The sequence below is a fragment of the Acinetobacter sp. AOR14_HL genome (genome assembly GCF_027855175.1).
In the GTDB taxonomy this organism is placed as follows: Bacteria; Pseudomonadota; Gammaproteobacteria; order Pseudomonadales; family Moraxellaceae; genus Acinetobacter; species Acinetobacter calcoaceticus.
In genome coordinates, this window is record NZ_JAKTII010000006.1 from 251,872 (window position 1) to 267,459 (window position 15,588).

Consider the following 15,588-nt stretch of genomic DNA (forward strand, 5'->3'; position numbering starts at 1 on the left):
AATGACATATTTTGATTTACTTGGGGAAATTATGGATATTACAGAGCTACTCGCTTTCTCTGTGAAAAATGGCGCGTCCGATTTACACTTATCTGCTGGCATGCCACCAATGATTCGCGTGGATGGTGAAGTCCGCCGCATTAACTTACCAGCTTTAGACCACAAAGATGTTCATCGTCTGGTCTATGACATCATGAATGATAAACAACGCCGTGACTATGAAGAAAAGCTCGAAACAGACTTTTCTTTTGAAGTTCCAAATGTTGCGCGTTTTCGTGTCAATGCATTTAACCAGAACCGCGGTGCCGGTGCAGTGTTTCGTACCATTCCATCAAAAGTACTCACCATGGAAGATTTAGGCTTAGGGCAAATCTTTAAAGATATTTGTGATTACCCACGTGGCATTGTGTTAGTTACAGGTCCAACAGGTTCGGGGAAATCAACCACGCTTGCAGCGATGATGGACTACATTAACGAAAATCGTTATGACCATATTTTAACAGTTGAAGACCCAATCGAATTTGTACACCAGTCGAAGAAATGTTTGATTAACCAGCGTGAAGTACATCGTGATACGCATGGCTTTAATGAAGCACTACGTTCGGCACTGCGTGAAGACCCCGATATTATTTTAGTCGGTGAGATGCGTGACCTTGAAACCATTCGTTTAGCACTTACCGCTGCTGAAACTGGTCACTTGGTATTTGGTACGCTCCATACGACTTCTGCTGCAAAAACCATTGACCGTGTGATTGACGTATTCCCTGCCGAAGAAAAAGACATGGTTCGTGCCATGTTATCTGAATCTTTACAGGCTGTTATTTCGCAAACCCTACTTAAAAAGAATGGCGGCGGACGTGTCGCAGCACATGAAATTATGATTGGTATTCCTGCCATCCGTAACTTAATTCGTGAAAATAAAGTCGCACAAATGTATTCATCAATTCAGACTGGTGCAAATCATGGCATGACGACACTCGACCAAAGCTTAAAAGGTTTGGTATCTCGTGGTGTGATTAGCCCACAAACTGCACGTACTGCTGCAAAACAGCCTGAATCCTTCCTATAAAAATAATTAGAGAATAAATATGGATTTTAATGACCTACTCAACCTCATGGTTGAAAAAAAATCATCCGACCTTTTTATTACAGATGGTGTTGCGCCATCTATGAAAATTAACGGGCAAATTGTTCCAATTTCAAAAAATAGTCTTTCAGGGGACGTTATTGGTCAACTTTTACATTCCATCATGAGTGAAAAACAACGCAAAGAATTTGCAGACACTCGTGAATGTAACTTTGCCATTATGAACCGTGATAAAACGGCCCGCTTTCGTGTGAGCGCCTTTCAGCAGCGTGACATGCCAGGCATGGTGCTACGCCGAATTGAAACTAAAATTCCTTCAATTGATGACTTGCAGTTACCGCCCGTTCTTAAAGATTTATCAATGACCAAACGCGGTATCATTATTTTTGTTGGTGCAACAGGTACTGGTAAGTCAACGTCTTTGGCTTCAATGATCAGCTATCGCAATCACAACACTAAAGGTCATATCATTACCATTGAAGACCCAATCGAGTTTATTCATGAGCATGCGGGCTGTATCATTACTCAACGTGAAGTCGGCATTGATACAGACTCATTTGAAATTGCCTTAAAGAATACTTTGCGACAAGCACCAGATGTCATTTTAATTGGTGAGATTCGATCTCGTGAAGTTATGGACTACGCGATTGGCTTTGCTGAAACAGGTCACCTTGTATTGGCTACGATGCACGCTAACAACGCCAACCAAGCGCTCGATCGTATTATTCACTTCTTTGAAAGTGACCGCCACAGCCAGCTTTACATGGACTTATCGCTTAACTTAAAGGCCATGATTGCGCAGCAACTTATTCCAACACCGGATGGCAATTCACGTCGTGCAGCCATTGAGATTTTGATTAACTCGCCATTAATTTCTGACTACATTCGTAAAGGCGAAATTCATGAAATTAAAGATTTAATGAAGCGTTCGCGTGAACTCGGTATGCAAACCTTTGACCAAGCGTTGTTTGATCTCTATAAAGCAGGCCAAATTACCTATAAAGATGCATTAAAACATGCCGACTCACCGAACGATTTACGTTTGACCATTAAGCTTGCCGAAGAAGGACCTGATCAAATTGCAGGCACAAATCAGCATTTAACCTTCGACCGACAGTAATTTCTTCATAAAAAAAGGAAGGTTAAACGTAACCTTCCTTTTTTTATTTGTTTTCTTTATGTGAAAACGATTATTTCTTGCGCAACACTTCCTGACACTCAGGTTCGTTACAGTAACCGTAGAGGTTTAATGAGTGACCTGTTAAGGTAAACCCATGTTGTTCTGCTACAGCATGCTGTTCCTTCTCGATAACATCATTAGTAAATTCAATAACTTTGTTGCAATTATAGCAAACCAAATGATCATGATGATCTTCTTGCATAATTTCGAAAACAGAATGATTATTTTCGAAATGATGGCGCTGAATGATACCCGCAGCTTCAAATTGTGTTAACACACGGTAAACTGTCGCAAGTCCGACATCTTCCCCTTGTTCTAACAAAGTCTTGTAAATATCTTCAGCACTAAGATGATGTTGCTTTGAATTTTCTAATAATTCCAAAATCTTAATTCGTGGAAGGGTAACTTTAAGTCCAGCTTTGCGCAAATCTTGATTGGAAATAGGCATGAAAAAAGGTCTCTCAACAAATCTCAAGTTGGAATAGGCAATAGAATTTAGATGAAGTATGATCTATCCTTTGATCAAATGCATCATAATTTATTGGGATAGTGTAGCAAAATGCAAAAACTCGTGCTGACGTTATTAGTCACTTCACTCCTTGCTGGTTGTTCAATCTTTGGTGTATATAAGGTTGATATTCCTCAAGGGACTCCTTTGACCAAAGCTCAGGCCTCTCAAGTACAAGTCGGCATGAATTTCCAGCAAGTGCGTTTTTTGCTTGGTAGTCCAACTGTGACTGATCCCCTCAATCCTCAACGCTGGGACTACATTTACAACTATATCCCGGGAACTTATGCTAAAAAGGCAAAAATCCCCGCAGCACATGGTCAGCATTTAAAAATTTACTTTGATGGCACTGGCACAGTAACTAAAATTGAAGGTTTAGAAACTATTCCAGAATCGCAACCAGGTTTACCTGCTTCTAAAGAAGCGATTTTAACTGCCCCACCACTATAATCGTTTTTTCTAATAAAAATAAACCCCTCAAGTGAAATACTTCGAGGGGTTTTATTTATGGGACTTATTACTTTAAGCGATTACTTTTAATATATCGTCCCACAGGATTCTTCTCGGCGCGGTTACGGCGTATATCTTTAGGGTTAATAGTTAAAGGTCTATAGACCTCTACCCGATCACCTGTTTGCAAAATCGCATGTGCCTCAACTTTTGCACCAAAGATGCCAAGTTGTAATGGCTCAGGCAAACTTACCAGTGTCTGCAAACCACTTGCCTCAACCGCTTGTAATGCAGTCATACCAGCTTCAAATGGAATAGCAACTAAAAACTGTTGCTCTGGGGCTGCAAAAGCAACCCACACTTTCTGAGCTTTTTCCATCAGATCATTTGTCCAATGACCGAAATCATGGCAATGACAATTGAAAGCGGTAAAACAATACGCACTGCAATACGCCACAAGTTATAAAACAACTCATTGCTAAAATTCATCGATTTACGCAAGTGGCTAATTTTCATAATCCAACCAGCAAAAATTGCATAGATAAGGCAAATGAGTAATCCCCAAAGCATCAAAATCAGCGTAAAGATGCCATGAAGTTCAGGCACAGCCCAAACCGCAATTGCCAAAATAATGACAACCCATTGTAAAACGTACATCAGTTGACGTTGAGCAAGCTGTTCTTTAGCAAGTTGAATAAACAAAGCTGTTGTCATTACCGCAGTAAAAATCCAAGTAAAAACTGGAAGCTGTGCTTGAAGAGAAAAGAAACCAAACGCAACGACAGCAATTAACTGAGCTAACCAGATTGGAAGTGCAGTTTTTGTGGCACCTTCTTGAGAGTGAATTACAGACAAGCTATTTTGCCAGTAAAGTCCTAAGCCTAAACCACTCGCAACAAGTGCAAGTACGGTCGCATTACCCCATTCTTTAAACTCAACATTTGTCCAATGCCAAGGCTGTAAAGTCGTTCCCATTGTATTAGCTAAAACAAGAGAAGCGATTACGCCGACTGTCATTAGCACAATTAAAATCTGACGCGGAATAAAAGATAAAATTAAAGCCGCAACAGCAAGACCAGCAAAAACAATTTGCCCAGAAACACTATTATTGAGCTGTGCTGTCAGTAAGTTGCCAGCAGTACTCAATACACTCCCTGCTAAAAATGGAATAAAAATAACCGCAAGCCAACCAGCCAAACGCCATTTTGGTGAACTATCTGCTTCACGAGTTAAACTTGATAAAGCATTTAAGGCAGTAGTCTTCGACCGTTTTGCTAAGGCAATTTCCAAATAACAAACTGGCAGAGCCAATAACAGCATTGTGCCTAACCACAATAACCAGAAATCGATTTGACGATCAATCTGGATTCCCATAGCGGGTGCCAATGTCGCCATAATGATGAAAGATAAGCAAAACGCCATCAGGGGCGATAACCATCGTGACATAGGTATGTCCTGCATTATGCATTCCTTGAAAAAGACTATAGATATTTTGCCCGTCTCATGCCTGAAAATCAAAGTTTGCTCAATAAAAAAAGCAAACTACCGAAACGATAGTTTGCTGCGCTAACTAAAATTATAAGTTTTGTTATTTAAGTTATGCGAAAAACCGAGCAAACCAGTTTTTCCCTTTCTTCTTTTCTTTTTCTCTAATAATTCCCATCATGTTTTCTTTTACTGCCCCCACATAATCGGCATCGTCATGTTGAATATGATTGATTAACCATTTTGCTAAAATTTCTTGTAGCTCTTTTTCAACAGTATGTCCCATTTCAAAACGCTCACGATATAACTCTATTTTTTTAATAAATAAATCATGAACACGTTTATGTGGTACACGATATTTATAATCAGCTTCCTCTTGCAAACTTTCCTCGAAAGTAAAATGTGATTGCGTATAATCAATAATGTTGTCTAAAACGTCTTTAATACGACGTCTATCTTCATCATCTTTTACATCATCAATTTCATTAATATAATCAAGTATTCGTTTATGTTGCTCATCAATAACCTCGATACCCGTATTATATTCTGAAGCCCATTTCATTTTCATACATCTCCCCAATGATGTTCAATGACTGTTGCATAAACCTCATGATATATTTAAAGAATATAAATAAAAACAAAGCTATTTTGTCGGCTTTATCATATAAAAATTATATTTAAATCAAGTTATTGTTTTTATTTGCTTTTTAAAAAATTAACCAACTAAAATAATAAAGTATTTTTTAAACAAAATACCTTACTATTAAATGTGTAATATATATAAATATCTCTATTCATACATTTTAAATATACTTTATATTAATACTGATCCGCACGAGTAATACGTTTAAGCTCTGGATTTTCCTGCTCACGTTTTAATCTTTCCACATGAGTAATTGCTTTTTTAATCGGCTTACCATGTTGAAATAAAATCATTTCACCTGGTTGATAAGCAGTCCAGTTTTCATTATGTGTTAAAGGTTCTGTCGTTATAACTGCCACACGATCTTCAGGTGTAGTGACCTGACTAAAATCAACCTCAACATCTAAGTCAATTAAATGAGCCTGATTAAATGGATATTCTCGAACCAACCAATGTAATTTAGTTATCGCGTAACTAAATAATGCCTTCCCATTCGACAAACAATAATTAAATGTGCCGTATTCAGCAATTTGTGGAGAAATTTTTTCTAATACTTCAAATATCTCATCAAGACTCGGTTCTTCATAACCGAAAGCTTCAACCAGTTGATCAAGCAAATAACAAAATGCACGTTCACTGTCTGTATTACCCACAGGGGTAAAACGACCACTTAGTGGTGGGTTAAAATCATGTAAATCACCATTATGGGCAAAAATCCAATGACGCCCCCACAACTCTCTAATAAAGGGATGAGAGTTTTCTAATGTAATTTTACCTTGAGTTGCTTTACGGATATGTGCAATTACGTTACGCGATTTGATAGGATAATTACGGATAAGATCAGCAATTGGAGATTCAACTGCCGACTGGTTATCGACAAATAGTCGGCAAGCTTTGTCTTCGAAAAAAGCAATACCAAATCCATCACTATGATCTGAGGTAATTCCTGCACGCTGTGAAAAACCACGGAAAGAAAAAGTGATATCCGTTGGTGTTGCACAATTCATTCCTAATAGCTGGCACATATCGCTTTTAAACTACTTCTAATTACCTCATATACTCTATTGTGCATGAGAGTAAAATTGCTTGCAAATCTCAATATGTGCTGGCTATTAGAAAATAAGACATATTATTAACGCTGCCCCATTTTATTCATAACAAATGAAGTCGCCACTTTATTCACTTCCAGAAATACAAAATAATCTAGACAGTTAAATTCTTCATCAAAAAATGCCTGTTTAGATAGTTTTGACTGCATGCTCAAATACATTTGGAACAATTTTGGCATACGCTCATCTTGTGGAAAACTGAACTCAGGATATTCAGGTTCATAGATTTTTTTCGAACGAATATCAATTGTTTTGCTTTCAGATAATTGCTGAATCTGGCGATGCGTGTAGTACGCTCTAGCCAAATTATCTTGCAAATGAATACTGACACAGCCCATCAAATATTTAGCACGCATTGACCATAGCACTTTGGGTGCAAGGTTCAACCACAGCATCGATAACGCTTTACCATTACGAAAGCGAGGATGGACACACGTACGCCCTATTTCTAACACATTAGGAAGGTGCGATAACTGAGGAACAATATCAAATTCATGTGCGCTGTAGCTTTGTGCGATCTCATGACCTTGAAATAATTTTAGACGGGTATACGCTACAATTTCTCCAGTCCACTTTTCACGTAAGACTGCATGCTCGCAACCAAAATCATAAATGTCTTGATCTAAGTTATCTTCAAAATGAATTCCAAATTGTTGGCTAAATTGTTGTGCACGAAATCGTTGTACATCTTGTAATTCTTTTAAATTATCAACCCACTCAAAACGAAATTGCGTTTGATTTATTGCTTTATGACGATTTAAAGGTAAAGTCCAGGTTTGGCGATATTGATTAAATTTTTCCAGCATAATGAACGCTCCTAGTGACACCCCTTACACTAGTCAAAGCTCATGACAAAAAAATGACCAAATTAAATTGGTATAAAAAAAGACCACCTAGAGTGATCTTTTTATTGAGAATAACGGTTTTATTAAGCAGTTTTTGCGCGATTAGAAATCAGTGTTCCAACCCCATGGTCAGTAAAGATTTCAAGCAATGTTGCATGTGGTACACGACCATCAACAATATGCGCACTAACAACGCCGCCTTTAACAGCATCAAGTGCACAACCTACCTTAGGAATCATACCGCCATAGATCACGCCTGTTTCAATGAGACGATCAACTTCTTGCGTAGTAAGGCCAGTTAACAGATTTTTGTTTTCATCCAGCACGCCACTAATGTTTGTGAGCAAGATTAATTTTTCAGCACCTAATGCTTCTGCAACCTTACCTGCCACTAAATCAGCATTAATATTATAAGTATTGCCTTCTTCATCTACGCCTAATGGCGCAATAACTGGAATAAAGTCACTTTGAGTAAACATTTCAAGCACATCAGTTTTAACGCCAGTTACTTCACCAACCATACCTAAATCAATATGTTTGATAGAACCGTCTTCTTCTTGCTTTTCCATAAGTAATTTACGAGCACGAAGTAAATTACCATCTTTACCTGTTAAACCAATAGCACGGCCACCATGTTTATTAATCAGGTTAACAATCGATTTATTTACGCTACCACCTAATACCATTTCAACCACTTCCATGGTTGCAGCATCAGTTACACGCATACCGTCAATACGGTCAGACTCGCGGCCTAACTGCTTTAAAAATGAGTCTACTTGTGGCCCACCACCGTGAACAACAATCGGATTTAAGCCTACAGTTTTAAGTAAAACGATGTCTCGGGCAAATGAACTTTCTAGCTCCGGATCAGTCATCGCGTTGCCACCATATTTCACCACCAGCGTCTTACCAGTAAAACGTTGAATATACGGCAAAGCTTCAATCAAGATTTTTGCTTTGTCGACACCGATATGCTGATGTTGGGGCATTACGCCTCTCCTTACTTAGGCCTCTGAAAGTTCTTGTGCAATTTGCGGATAGTGCTCTTGCAACATATCTACAAATTTTTGCTGGATTTCCTTTAATCGTAAAGGATTATCTGCGTCAAATCTTACTGTAAAATATTCACCAGTATTTGATGCTCGAATAATGCCAAAACCATCATCAAAATCAAGACGTACGCCATCGATTTTACTGATACGAGCACCTAAACGATGACTTAAAATTTCAATATCTTGTAATACATACTTTGGATCGGACTGATACGTACCAATATAGGTATCTTCTGTACAACATCTTTCTGGATAAGGAGCAAACAATTCGGAAATTGTTGTAGCATCAGATTTGGTAAAATATTCCATTACACGTAATGCAGCATATAAACCATCGTCATAGCCAAAACCACGCCCATCATTAAAAACGTAGTGGCCTGCATATTCTCCACCAAAAATGGCGCGTCCATTTGACTGAGATAAATAAGCCCGTAAAAAACTACTTCCCGTGCGGATCATTTTTGCTTTTCCGCCGAGTTGTTCGACCGTTTTTTGAACCATGCGTGAACATTTCACATCGAAAACGATTTCTTGCTCTGGGTGCTGCTCTAGGCACATTTGCGCAAAAAGTGACAACAATCGGTCTGCGGTCAATATCTGAGCTTTTTCATCGACTAAAACTACACGGTCACCATCCCCATCAAGGGCAATGCCAATATCTGCCTGCTGCTCAACAACTGCTTTACGCAAATTAGTTAAGTGAGCTGCATGCGAAGGGTCTGGTGCATGGTCTGGAAACTCTCCATTTGGATTAGTTCGCAAAGCAATCACTTCACAGCCCATTTTTTCCAATATTAATTTTGAGCAGTGTCCAGCAGAGCCATGTAAACCATCTAAAACAACTTTTAAAGGGCGTTTTAACTGAATATCTTTAAAAATAGCTTGCTGGTATTTTTGGCAAAACTCAGCTTTAAATTGAGGTACAGTTAACTCCAGTACAGAAATTGAGTGGGCTGGTACATAAGTTTGGGCTTCTTCACCAACCTGCTGAATCATTTCTGGAGACGGCGGTTCACCTTTTAAAATCCACTTAATACCATTATCGGACTTTGGGTTATGGCTTGCAGTCACCATAATGCCATTGCCACCAAAATCTCGCGCAATGTAATACATCATTGGCGATGAACAACAACCAATGTTTGTGACCACTAAACCCTGTTCTATTAAAATTTCTTCAATTAAGTGTGCATAGGCTGGACTTGTGAGACGGGCATCATAGCCAATCACTAATTGAGTTTGTTTTGCTTGTTTGTATTGTTGTGCCAATCCGTAGGCAATCGAACGAACAACGTCCGCGGTTAAGTAAGAAAGTTTGCCTCTAATATCGTAAGCACGAAAAATACTTTTTGGAAATGAGTGTCTTACATTCATAGTGTATCTTCTATTTAAAGATCAATCCGATCTATCGCAAAAACATAGATTATTCAAAATTTTTGAAAGGTTTGTTTGCTAAAAAAGTTAAAAGAATATGAGTAAAGCGTGTTGTAATATAATCCATTGTAACATTCAAGATGTAAAAAGAAACGCCTGTTCAACAGGCGTTTGATTTTCGTTAATATTTTCAAAAAACTTATTGTTTGCCTGTGTGACCAAAGCCACCAGCGCCACGTAAAGTTTCTTCAAATTCTTCTACTTGCTCAAATTCAGCTTGAACAACTGGAACTAAAACGTACTGTGCTAGGCGCTCACCTGGTTCTAGACGGAATGTGGTTTGACCACGGTTCCAAACTGAAACCATCAATTCACCTTGATAATCCGAATCAATCAAACCAACTAAATTGCCAAGCACGATACCGTGTTTATGACCTAAACCTGAACGCGGTAAAATTAAACCAGCAAAATTTACATCATGAATATAAATTGCCATACCTGTTTTCACTAAAACAGTTTGTCCTGGTTCAATATCAATTGCTTCATCGACGCAGGCACGTAAATCTAAACCCGCTGAACCTGCTGTTGCATATGAAGGTAAAGGCCATTCTTTACCTAAACGCGGATCGAGCAATTTCACTTGAACTTTCATGGGATTTCCTAAAAATTAAAAAATTAACGCTTTAATAAAGCTTTTAAATTTGCCAGATACTGTTGAGCCTGTTCTTTAGGGTCAACATTAGCCGCAATTTTCTTTTTACGCCCTAACCACTCCAACTCATCTTGAGGGAGTTCATCAAGGAAACGGCTTGGGGTCATCTGTCTCATCTGCCCGCCATTTTTACGCTGCTCTGCCAAAGTTAAGGTTAAACCTTGACGTGCGCGAGTAATTCCCACGTACATAAGACGGCGTTCTTCTTCAATGGTTTCTGCTGCAATTGAGTTTTTATGCGGTAAAAGTTCTTCCTCTAATCCCATAATATAAACATATGGGAACTCCAAACCTTTTGCCGCATGTAACGTAAGTAAGTTAACTTTGTCTGTATCTTCTTCTTCCTGCTGCTGTTCTAACAGGTCAAGTAAAACCAGTTTTCGGATTACACTTTCAATATTTTTTTCATCAACATCTTCTGCACGATTAATCAGGTTTTGAATACTGTTAAATAAATTCTCGATATTATCGAGCTTACTTTTCTCTTGTGCAGGTGTTGCAGACTGTTCACGAACGTAATCCATATAACCAGCTTCGTTCATCATTTGACGAACTTTAGGCACAGGTTCATCGTCTTCCAACAATTCACGTGTAAATGTCGCGATAAAGTCAGCAAATTCATGAAGCTGAGTTTCTGCCTTTTTAGGAAGCACCATGCTTAAACGTTGGTCAGCGGAAGCACCAAGTAAAGACAAATTATTTTCTTGTGAGAATAAACCTAACTTCTCAAGAGTAACCGGCCCAATGGCGCGTTTAGGCGTATTAATAATACGTAAGAACGCACTGTCATCTTCAGGGTTAATAATAAGACGTAAGTAACTCATTACATCTTTAATTTCTGCACGAGCAAAGAAAGATGTACCGCCAGATAATTTATACGGGATTTGCATTTGGCGAAGCTGTGTTTCTAATACACGTGCCTGAAAGTTACCGCGATACAAAACCGCATAATCTTTCCAGTTTTTACCGTTCATGAGCTTATGAGTAAGCAAGTCTTTTACCACGCGCTCTGCTTCATCATCATCATTACGACACGTAATAATTCTGATGACCTCACCATGCCCTTTATCACTCCACAATTTCTTATCAAAAATATGCGGGTTATTTTGAATCACACAGTTGGCAGCTTTTAAAATACGGCTGGTCGAACGGTAATTTTGTTCAAGCTTAATAATATGTAAATTCGGGAAATCTTGTTTAAGCAAAGCCATATTCTCAGGTTTGGCTCCACGCCACGCGTAGATCGACTGGTCATCGTCACCTACTGCTGTAAACTGCCCCATCACCCCAACTAAAAGCTTGACCAAAATATACTGGGCTGTGTTGGTATCTTGATATTCATCGACCAATAAATAGCGAACACGGTTTTGCCATTTATCACGTACTTCTGCATTTTCTTGCAATAAGCGTGTTGGCATAACAATCAAGTCATCAAAATCAACTGCGTTGTAAGCACGTAAATTACGTTCATACAATTGGTAAAGATGGGCAAACTGTACATCTTCAGGTGTTTCACAAGTCGAATGTGCTTGCTCTGGCACGATCAGATCGTTTTTCCAATCTGAAATTTTCTTCATTGCCTTGGCAATTAATTCTTTACTTTCTGCACCCGACAAATTGTCGCGATGCATCAGATCCATCAAAATACGTTTACAATCATCTGCATCTAAAATCGAAAAATTAGCTTTTAAAGGTAAATTTTTAAGTTCTAAACGTAAAAGGTTTAAACCAAAAGTATGGAAAGTAGAGACAGATAGACCTTTTGATTCTTCACGTGACAAAAGCTTGGTCACACGCTCTTTCATTTCACGTGCAGCTTTGTTTGTGAAGGTCATCGCGGTTATACGATGCGCTGGAATACGGCAATGCTGCACCAAATAGGCAATTTTACGAGTAATTACCGATGTTTTACCTGAACCAGCACCAGCAAGCACCAATAAAGGGCCCTGAGTATATTTCATGGCTTCTTCTTGCTTGTTGTTCAATTGACTGGCAGATGACATCGCGTAGTACCTCTTAATTTTTCGAGCATGATTATAGTCATCTCTGTTTTAGAATCCCAATAGTAAATCTATGGATATGTATAAATGATGTCTAATAATGCAATTTATGCGCCGCAGTTTGTCGTGGTTATTTATTATTCACAGTCATAAAAAAACCACCCGAGGGTGGTTTTTAACACAATAAATTAAATCTTATTGTTTTGCATAGATGCTGATTTCTACACGGCGGTTTTGTTCACGACCAGACGCAGTTGAGTTGTCTGCGATTGGGTTAGAAGAACCATAACCTTGTGCATCGATACGGCTAGATGAAAGGCCTTTACCAGCTAAATAGTTTTTAACTGATTGTGCACGTGATTGAGATAACGGAATGTTGATAGAGTCATTACCAGTGTTGTCTGTATAACCAGTAACCAAAATCGCGCTCTTGTTATCTTCAGCCAATGTTTGAGCTACTTTGTCTAAAGTTGAATAGAAGTTTGGCTTGATGTTTGATTTGTTTGTATCAAAAGTAATGCTACCAGGCATAATCAATTGAACAGAACCATCTGGATTACGGCCAACGTCTACGCCAGTACCTGCCATTTGTTGACGTAATTTTTTCTCTTTCTGGTCAAGGTATACGCCACCAGCGGCACCAAGAACTGCACCAATTGCTGCAGCACGGTTGTTTTGACGGCTAGAGTTTGCACTTGACTTAGAAATACCGTAGCCAGCTGCTGCGCCAATTAGAGTACCTAATGCGGCTTTATCGTATTCAACGCCACCAAGATTATTACCAGTTGTTTGACAACCAGATAGTACTACTGCTGCCCCTACCACTGTTGAAATAACTAATGCACGCATTGCATGCCTCCTCACTTTGTGTGTTTTGTTGTCTGGATGAATAATGAAACAAAAACGAAGTATAAAACATTGATATTTTGTTAATAATAAACACTTTAGTTACTTTTTTGTAATATTTTGATGCACTTTCAGATGCTAGCTCATCACAATTTCTTCATTGTTGTCTAAGATGTCGTTGTATTTCATATTACGATAGTTATAGTTAAACAACTTTTCTATGGATTTTAGACATTCGGGGTCATTCATATGTCAACTGCACCCAATAAGCAATCTGCGCTAAAAAAAATTACACGTGGACTCACTGTAGGTACAGTCATTACAGGAAGTACGTTTTTTCATGGTCCACCTGTTTTGGCATTAGGTCTGACCAAGCTATTAAAAAAATCATCAAAAATAGATGAAACCAATATCCAAATTACAAATAGCTGGTTAGGTGTTAATAATTGGTTGATTGATCATGTCTTACCAAATCTAAAATGGGACATTACGATTGATGAGGGACTTGACCTAAATATGCAAGGTCGCTATCTCATGACTTGTAATCACCAAAGTTGGGTAGATACAACGGTAAACCAATATTTTGGTTTAACCCGTATGCCACTCACCCGCTTTTTTACTAAATGGGAACTTATTTTTATTCCTTTTGTTGGGCAAGCATTTAAAATTTTAGGCTTCCCGATGATGAAGCGTCACACCAAAGAACAGGTTGCAAAGAATCCTGAGCTCAAAGACCGTGACATGATGGAAGCACGTAAAGCCTGCGAGCAGCTTTTAAGTCAACCATTTACATTATTAAATTATTTAGAAGGTACTCGTTTTACTCAAGAAAAACATGACCAGCAAAAATCACCATATAAGCATTTACTTAAACCTAAAGCAGGTGGTTTAGCCCTTGCATTAAATATCTTGGGTGACAAAATTGATGCCTTGGTTGACATGACGATTGTCTACCCTAATGGCGTACCCGGATATAGTAATTTCTGGCTAGGTGATGTTTCAAAAATTGCGGTAAATTTGCGTAAAATTGAAATTCCAGATTGGGTTCTTGGTGGAAACTATGAAGATGACGCGGTTTACCGTGAACGTTTCCAACAATGGGTCCATGAAATTTGGACCGAAAAAGATCAACTTATTGAGCAAATAAAATCTCAATATCTCACTACGAACATTTAAGAAAGCACCCGTTATTATGCAAAACAGTTCTGGGAAAAAAACGAAATATCACCATGTCGACCCAAACAGTCTTTCATTTAAGCTGTTTTTGATCTATGACATCTTTATGGTGTTCATTATCATTTTTAACCTGTTCTGTCTGGCTGCAAATTTCTTTTTAATGAGCAGTATTGGGGCATGGTTCTTCGAACACATTCATTTGCCCCAAATTGTGAGCTTTTACCGTAATTCCCTTCACCCATGGGTAATCACATCAGAAGCATGGTTTATTGGTTTTTTAATTGTTGAGTTACTTGTCCGCTGGGGCATCGCGATTATTTATAATCATCATAAACGTTGGTTCTTTTTCCCTTTTATTCACTGGTATGAAATTTTAGCCATTATTCCTCAGCTTCGTTTTTTACGTTTGTTTCGAGCAGGAATTATTGCTTATCGCTTACATGAGCTGGGCTATCCGGTTGTTCCGCCAAGCTGGCGAAAGACAGGTTTGTTTTACTATCGCGTCGTCATGGAAGAGCTGTCCGATCGTGTTGTTATTACGGTAATTGATGGTATTCGATATGAACTTGAAACCAGTTCTAGCCATAAACAAATTATTCACGACTTGGTTAATCATCATCGTGAACAATTTACTGTCACCCTAACAGCATTATTACAAGAGTCTTTAGCAACTGCTTTAAAAGAACAAAAGCCAGCAATTACAAAAGGCGTTGGGAAAATTGTAGATCAGGCCATAGTAGATACCCCTGAACTAACCCAGTTATTACGCTTAATTCCTTTAGTCGGCGGCCGCATTGAACAGCAAATTCAAAGCATTGGTCAAAGATTAGGTGAAAATATTAGTGCAGGTTTAATTGAGCCTTTAATTGAGGGTTCATCGGCGCACCCAAATCCGACTTATCAATTAATTTCTCAAAAAGTGAGTGAAATAAATATTAATAATCGTCAGCTTGAGCAATTGGTTGAATCTGTCGTGTTTGAGACACTCGAGTCTGTACGAAAACAAGTCAAGGTCAAACAATGGCAACAAACGCTTGCGGAGTATGATCGAATCAAAGAATAAGCATTTACTTAATTTTTTATGAATCTCGCTAGAGAATTGGCACAAATTGTTCTAGCATTTG

Annotated in this window: 16 protein-coding genes; 5 read left to right on the forward strand and 11 right to left on the reverse strand. The window is 38.5% G+C overall.

Annotation, left to right across the window (positions count from 1 at the left end):
- Positions 1-31: 31 nt before the first annotated feature.
- Both MKL38_RS08035 and MKL38_RS08040 read left to right on the forward strand, forming a co-directional pair.
- Positions 32-1,069 carry a type IV pilus twitching motility protein PilT gene (locus MKL38_RS08035; RefSeq protein WP_003653239.1) on the forward strand — a complete coding sequence of 346 codons (1,038 nt, stop codon included), beginning with the start codon at positions 32-34 and terminating at the stop codon, positions 1,067-1,069.
- 19 nt (positions 1,070-1,088) lie between these two features.
- Positions 1,089-2,207: a PilT/PilU family type 4a pilus ATPase gene (locus tag MKL38_RS08040; RefSeq protein WP_004641663.1), complete on the forward strand. Its 1,119-nt coding sequence runs from the start codon at positions 1,089-1,091 to the stop codon at positions 2,205-2,207.
- A gap of 70 nt (positions 2,208-2,277) precedes the next feature.
- Here the strand turns inward: MKL38_RS08040 and fur are convergent, their stop codons facing one another.
- Positions 2,278-2,715 carry a ferric iron uptake transcriptional regulator gene (fur, locus tag MKL38_RS08045; RefSeq protein WP_003653242.1) on the reverse strand — a complete coding sequence of 146 codons (438 nt, stop codon included), beginning with the start codon at positions 2,713-2,715 and terminating at the stop codon, positions 2,278-2,280.
- Between the two features lie 111 nt (positions 2,716-2,826).
- On the opposite strand from fur, the gene MKL38_RS08050 reads away from it, so the two are divergent.
- Positions 2,827-3,225: an outer membrane protein assembly factor BamE gene (locus tag MKL38_RS08050; protein WP_003653245.1), complete on the forward strand. Its 399-nt coding sequence runs from the start codon at positions 2,827-2,829 to the stop codon at positions 3,223-3,225.
- A gap of 67 nt (positions 3,226-3,292) precedes the next feature.
- Here the strand turns inward: MKL38_RS08050 and MKL38_RS08055 are convergent, their stop codons facing one another.
- From MKL38_RS08055 to MKL38_RS08100, 10 genes are all read right to left on the reverse strand, one after another.
- Positions 3,293-3,604, reverse strand: a complete 312-nt coding sequence (locus tag MKL38_RS08055; RefSeq protein ID WP_270903015.1) for an RnfH family protein — start codon at positions 3,602-3,604, stop codon at positions 3,293-3,295.
- Entirely contained in the window at positions 3,604-4,671 is a 1,068-nt protein-coding gene (locus MKL38_RS08060; protein ID WP_270903016.1) for a hypothetical protein, read from the reverse strand. Before MKL38_RS08060 ends, MKL38_RS08055 begins: the two co-directional genes overlap by 1 nt.
- A 151-nt stretch (positions 4,672-4,822) precedes the next feature.
- The gene (locus tag MKL38_RS08065) at positions 4,823-5,278 is read right to left on the reverse strand and encodes a bacteriohemerythrin (RefSeq protein ID WP_017388663.1); all 456 of its coding nucleotides are present in this window, start codon (positions 5,276-5,278) and stop codon (positions 4,823-4,825) included.
- A 251-nt stretch (positions 5,279-5,529) separates the two neighbouring features.
- On the reverse strand, positions 5,530-6,378 hold the full coding sequence (locus MKL38_RS08070) for a class II glutamine amidotransferase (RefSeq protein WP_003653249.1): 849 nt from the start codon (positions 6,376-6,378) through the stop codon (positions 5,530-5,532).
- A 107-nt stretch (positions 6,379-6,485) separates the two neighbouring features.
- Complete coding sequence (locus MKL38_RS08075; RefSeq protein WP_045434753.1) at positions 6,486-7,268, reverse strand: GNAT family N-acetyltransferase; 783 nt, start codon at positions 7,266-7,268, stop codon at positions 6,486-6,488.
- 122 nt (positions 7,269-7,390) lie between these two features.
- Positions 7,391-8,296, reverse strand: coding sequence for an acetylglutamate kinase (argB, locus tag MKL38_RS08080; RefSeq protein ID WP_003653251.1), 906 nt, complete (start codon positions 8,294-8,296; stop codon positions 7,391-7,393).
- A gap of 15 nt (positions 8,297-8,311) precedes the next feature.
- Positions 8,312-9,730: a phosphomannomutase/phosphoglucomutase gene (locus MKL38_RS08085; RefSeq protein WP_270903017.1), complete on the reverse strand. Its 1,419-nt coding sequence runs from the start codon at positions 9,728-9,730 to the stop codon at positions 8,312-8,314.
- A gap of 199 nt (positions 9,731-9,929) precedes the next feature.
- A complete protein-coding gene (dut, locus tag MKL38_RS08090) occupies positions 9,930-10,382 on the reverse strand; it encodes a dUTP diphosphatase (protein ID WP_003653255.1) in 453 nt (150 codons plus the stop codon).
- 23 nt (positions 10,383-10,405) lie between these two features.
- Complete coding sequence (locus MKL38_RS08095) at positions 10,406-12,445, reverse strand: UvrD-helicase domain-containing protein (protein WP_005042641.1); 2,040 nt, start codon at positions 12,443-12,445, stop codon at positions 10,406-10,408.
- Between the two features lie 192 nt (positions 12,446-12,637).
- Positions 12,638-13,291, reverse strand: a complete 654-nt coding sequence (locus MKL38_RS08100) for an OmpA family protein (protein WP_198496362.1) — start codon at positions 13,289-13,291, stop codon at positions 12,638-12,640.
- 246 nt (positions 13,292-13,537) lie between these two features.
- Between MKL38_RS08100 and MKL38_RS08105 the strand changes: the two genes are divergently transcribed.
- Entirely contained in the window at positions 13,538-14,464 is a 927-nt protein-coding gene (locus tag MKL38_RS08105) for an acyltransferase (RefSeq protein ID WP_005042645.1), read from the forward strand.
- Positions 14,465-14,480: 16 nt separating this feature from the next.
- Positions 14,481-15,527 (forward strand): hypothetical protein, encoded by a 1,047-nt coding sequence (locus tag MKL38_RS08110; protein WP_017391780.1) that lies wholly within the window; start codon positions 14,481-14,483, stop codon positions 15,525-15,527.
- The last annotated feature ends 61 nt before the right edge of the window (positions 15,528-15,588 follow it).